Here is a 4655-nt window from a genome sequence, read left to right on the forward strand (position 1 = left end):
CCCCGGTGCCCGCGGCGACCGCGACGGTCGTCCGGATCGCGGCGCCCGCGGTCCGCGCGGCGGCGGCGAGGCCCGCGGCGCCTATGGGCGTCTCGGCGGCGCCGAGCGCACCCGGTTCCGCCAGGACCTGTTCCGCAGCGGCGTGCCGCGCCTGGCGGCCGGCGCCTTCGCGCTCACCGTCGGCACGGCGATCGCCCGCAGCTATGAACTGCACCGCCTCCCGCCGGCGATCGTCGAGCTGGCACCGGAATACGAGGATTACAGCTACGTCCTCGTGGACGACGACATCGTCATCGTCGATCCGGACACCTACCAGATCGTGGACGTGATCCGCGGCTGAGGCGAAAACCCGCGTCGGCCTGCCCTCCCTCCTCTGCGGGTGAGGGTGGGCCTCGTGGCGGCAAGGGTCGGTAGAGGCGGGTGCGTCGTCCGGATACGGCGCTCCCCCTCTCCCGATGTGCTTCGCGGGCCGACATCCCGCGCCAACCGAGGGGCGCGGCGGCGCATCGGGCAAGCGGCCCCGGCCCTACGTCCCGCGGTCGAGCATCCGCGAGACGACCCGCGCCGTGTAGTCGACCATCGGCACGATGCGGGCGTAGTTCAGGCGCGTCGGGCCGATCACGCCGACGACGCCGACGATGGTCTGCGAGCCGTCGCGGAACGGCGCCGCGATCAGCGACGAGCCGGAGAGCGAGAACAGCTTGTTCTCCGAGCCGATGAAGATCCGCACCCCGTCGCCGCCCTCGGCGCGGGCGAGCAGGTCGATCACGTCCTTCTGCGTCTCGAGGTCCGAGAACAGCAGCCGCATCCGCTCGAGGTCCTCGATCGCGCGAAGGTCGTCGAGCAGGTTGGCCTGCCCGCGCACGATGAGCTGGCGGGCCTCGCTCGGGCCGACGGACACGGCGAGGCCCGCATCGACCAGGCGCTCGGTGATCGCGTCGAGCTCGCGCTTCATCGCCTGGCGGCCCGCCTCGATCTCGGCGCGCAGGCCGCCGAGGGTGCGGCCGTGCAGGCGGGCGTTGAGGTAGTTCGACGCCTCCTGCAGCGCGCTCGCCGGCAGGCCCGGCGGCAGGTCGAGCAGGCGGTTCTCGACCGAGCCATCGTCGGAGACGAGCACCACCAGGGCGCGTGCCGGATCGAGCCGCACGAACTCGATGTGCTTGAGCTGCACGTTGGTCTTGGTCGTCAGCACCACGCCGGCTCCGCGCGAGATGCCCGAGAGCAGGCTCGACGCCTCGGCCAGCGCCGAATCGAAGGTGTGCCGCGAGGCCGCCGCCCGCATCTGCGCCTCGATCCGCTCCTGCTCCTCGCGGCCGACATCGCCGAGCTCGAGCATCGCGTCGACGAAGAAGCGCAGGCCCAGCTCGGTCGGCAGGCGCCCGGCGGAGGTGTGCGGCGCGAAGATTAGCCCGGACTGCTCCAGGTCGGACATCACGTTGCGGATCGAGGCCGGCGACAGGGTCATGGGCAGGATGCGCGCGAGGTTGCGCGATCCCATCGGCTCGCCGGTGGAGAGATAGCCCTCGACGATCTGCCGGAAGATCTCGCGGGCACGCTCGTTCAGCGCGGCGAGGGCCTGCGCCTGCGGCGGTTGGGAGAAGGGTCGGGAAAACTCGGTCACGCGCGGTTCCTGGCCGATGATTGTGTCCCGCTAAAGCCTGCGGATCAATCCATGGGCTTCTCATACGGCGCTCGGGCGCTTCGGGTTGCCGCGTGTGGCGGCGCAGCCTAAGCACCCCGCTCGAATTCGGGAATCAGGAGAACGCCGCATGCGGCCTTCGAAGCGCGCGGCCGACGAGTTGCGCAAGGTCACGCTCGAGCGCTCGGTCGCCCGCTACGCGGAGGGCTCCTGCCTCGTGACCTTCGGCGAGACCCGGGTCCTGTGCACCGCCTCGCTGGAGGAGCGCGGGCCGCACTGGCTGCGCGGCTCGGGCAAGGGCTGGATCACGGCGGAGTACGCCATGCTGCCGCGCGCCACGCACGAGCGCACCCGCCGCGAGGTCAATTCCGGCAAGCCCTCGGGCCGGACGCAGGAGATCCAGCGGCTGATCGGGCGATCGCTGCGCGCCGTCACCAACCTGCCGGCGATGGGCGAGAAGCAGATCACCGTCGACTGCGACGTGATCCAGGCCGACGGCGGCACTCGCACGGCATCGATCACCGGCGCCTGGGTCGCGCTGCACGAGTGCTTCGCCTGGATGCGCGCCCGCTCGATGATCTCGGTCGACCCGCTGCGCGACCACGTCGCCGCCATCTCCTGCGGCATCGTCAAGGGCGCCGCCGTGCTCGACCTCGACTACGCCGAGGATTCGGGCGCCGAGACCGACGCCAACTTCGTCATCACCGGCACCGGCGGCCTCGTCGAGGTTCAGGGCACCGCCGAGGGCAAGCCGTTCTCGGAGGACGAGCTGCTCGAACTGCTCCGGCTCGCCAAGGGCGGCGTCGCCAACCTCGTCGCCCTCCAGAAGCAGGCGATCGCATGAGCCACCGCATCCTCTCGGGCCGGGTCGTGATCGCGACCCACAATGCCGGCAAGCTGGTGGAGATGCGCGAGCTGCTCGCGCCCTTCGGCGTCGAGGCGGTCTCGGCCGGCGAGCTCGGGCTCGCGGAACCCGACGAGACCGGCACGATGTTTTCCGAGAACGCCGCGATCAAGGCGGTCGCAGCCGCCAACGCCGCGGGCCTGCCGACCTTCGCCGACGATTCGGGCCTGTGCGTCGATGCGCTCGATGGGGCGCCCGGGCTGTTCTCCGCCCGCTGGGCCGGCGCGTCCAAGGACTTTTCCGGCGCGATGGCGCGGATCTTCGCGGAGCTGGACCTACGCGGGGCGAGGGACCGGCGGGCGCATTTCGTCTCGGCTCTGGTGCTGGCCTGGCCCGACGGCCATACCGAGCTGTTCGAGGGCCGCGTCTTCGGCGACCTCGTCGAGCCGCGCGGCACGGCCGGCTTCGGCTACGACCCGATGTTCCGGCCCGACGGCTTCGACCGCACCTTCGGCGAGATCGCGTCGGAGGAGAAGCACGGGGTCGACTGGCAGACCGGCGACGCCCTCTCGCACCGGGCCCGTGCCTTCGTGAAGCTCGCCGCCGCATGCCTGCGCCGGCCGGGCTGAACGGATCGGGCGATTGCCAAACGGCGCGCACGCGAGCACATCGCGTGCGATGACCGACCGTTCAGGCCCGGACCACCCGACCCGCGATGCGGGCTTCGGCGTCTACGTGCATTGGCCCTTCTGCGCCTCGAAGTGCCCGTATTGCGACTTCAACAGCCATGTCCGCCATGCGCCGGTGGACGAGGCGCGCTACCTCGCGGCCTTCCGCGCCGAGATCGCGCACGTGGCGGGGCGCACCCCCGGCCGCACCGTCTCGAGCATCTTCCTCGGCGGCGGCACGCCCTCGCTGATGCAGCCCGCGACGGTCGCCGGCATCCTCGATGCCATCGCCGCAGCCTGGGGCGTCGAGCCCGGCGCCGAGATCACGTTGGAGGCCAACCCGACCAGCGTCGAGGCCGGGCGCTTCCGGGGCTACCGCACGGCCGGGGTCAACCGCGTCTCCCTCGGCGTCCAGGCCTTCGACGACGCTTCGCTCAAGAGCCTCGGGCGGCTGCACAGCGCCGAGGAGGCCTTTGCCGCGATCCGGGTCGCGCAGGGCGCATTCGACCGCAGCTCGTTCGACCTGATCTACGCGCGCCCGAACCAGACCGCCGCGGCGTGGCGGCGCGAGCTCACCGAGGCGATCGGCCGGGCGGCCGAGCACCTCTCGCTCTACCAGCTCACCATCGAGCCCGGCACGCCGTTCTACGGGCTCGCCGCCGCCGGCCGGCTGGTGCCGCCCGACGACGAGACCGCCCGCGCGCTCTACGACGTGACTCAGGAGGTCTGCGACCGGGCGGGCCTGCCGGCCTACGAGATCTCGAACCACGCGCGTGCCGGCGCGCAGTCGCGCCACAACCTGCTGTACTGGCGCTACGGCGAATATGCCGGCATCGGCCCCGGCGCGCATGGCCGCCTCGTGACGGAGGCCGGCCGACTCGGAACCGTCACCGAGAAGGCGCCGGAGGCCTGGCTCGCCCGCGTCGAGCGCGACGGCCACGGCATCGCCGAGACCGAGACGATCGCCGGCGCCGACCAGGGCGACGAGTTCCTGATGATGGGCCTGCGCTTGTCCGAGGGCATCGACCCGGCGCGCTATGCCGCGCTAAAGGGCCGCCCGCTCGACGGGTCGCGGGTCGCGGCGCTGATCGGCGACGGCCTCGTGGCGCGGCTCGACGGCGGCCGCATCGCCGCGACCGCGCGCGGCGCTCCGGTGCTCAACGCCGTGGTCGCGAGCCTCGCGGCGTGATGCCGTACGCCTCCGCGCGCGTCGAAAGCCGATCCGTGAGCCGGCGATGACACCGACCGTCATCGTCCTCGTGCTGCTCGCGCCGCTGCTGCATGCCGGGTGGAACACGCTGCTGCGCGGCGGCGCCGACCGGCTTTGGACCAATCAGCGTGATGAACTTCACAGTCGGCGGGCTCGGGCTCCTCATCACCGTCGCGGTCGAGCTGCCAGGTCTTCGACACCGCGGCGATGGTCACCTTCCACCGCGCGTCTCCGCTCTGGCTCCTGCTGACGCGCGGATCGGCGGCCCTCGGCGGGCGGCCCGCCGCGGTCGCG

Annotated in this window: 5 protein-coding genes; 4 read left to right on the plus strand and 1 reads right to left on the minus strand. The window is 72.2% G+C overall.

Annotation, left to right across the window (positions count from 1 at the left end; genetic code table 11):
* Window positions 1–340 (plus strand): DUF1236 domain-containing protein (locus FV230_RS31005; protein WP_246694989.1); only part of this gene is annotated, 340 nt, incomplete at its 5' end.
* A gap of 186 nt (window positions 341–526) precedes the next feature.
* Here the strand turns inward: FV230_RS31005 and hrcA are convergent.
* Complete coding sequence (gene hrcA, locus FV230_RS24925) at window positions 527–1621, minus strand: heat-inducible transcriptional repressor HrcA (protein WP_147728964.1); 1095 nt, start codon at window positions 1619–1621, stop codon at window positions 527–529.
* A gap of 148 nt (window positions 1622–1769) precedes the next feature.
* Here hrcA and rph point away from each other — a divergent pair, with 148 nt between their 5' ends.
* From rph to hemW, 3 genes are read left to right on the plus strand one after another with little or no spacing between them, the layout of a single operon-like run.
* Entirely contained in the window at window positions 1770–2483 is a 714-nt protein-coding gene (rph, locus tag FV230_RS24930) for a ribonuclease PH (protein WP_147844309.1), read from the plus strand.
* Window positions 2480–3112 (plus strand): RdgB/HAM1 family non-canonical purine NTP pyrophosphatase, encoded by a 633-nt coding sequence (gene rdgB, locus FV230_RS24935; RefSeq protein ID WP_147844310.1) that lies wholly within the window; start codon window positions 2480–2482, stop codon window positions 3110–3112. Before rph ends, rdgB begins: the two co-directional genes overlap by 4 nt.
* 49 nt (window positions 3113–3161) lie before the next feature.
* The gene (hemW, locus tag FV230_RS24940; protein ID WP_147844311.1) at window positions 3162–4340 is read left to right on the plus strand and encodes a radical SAM family heme chaperone HemW; all 1179 of its coding nucleotides are present in this window, start codon (window positions 3162–3164) and stop codon (window positions 4338–4340) included.
* Window positions 4341–4655: the final 315 nt, after the last annotated feature.

Source organism: Methylobacterium sp. WL6, assembly GCF_008040095.1.
In the GTDB taxonomy this organism is placed as follows: Bacteria; Pseudomonadota; Alphaproteobacteria; order Rhizobiales; family Beijerinckiaceae; genus Methylobacterium.

Bases quoted from the DNA above. Each gene is read 5' to 3' on its own strand.
- hemW (WP_147844311.1), top strand. From the start codon at position 3,162: ATGACCGACCGTTCAGGCCCGGACCACCCGACCCGCGATGCGGGCTTC.
- rdgB (WP_147844310.1), top strand. From the start codon at position 2,480: ATGAGCCACCGCATCCTCTCGGGCCGGGTCGTGATCGCGACCCACAAT.
- rph (WP_147844309.1), top strand. From the start codon at position 1,770: ATGCGGCCTTCGAAGCGCGCGGCCGACGAGTTGCGCAAGGTCACGCTC.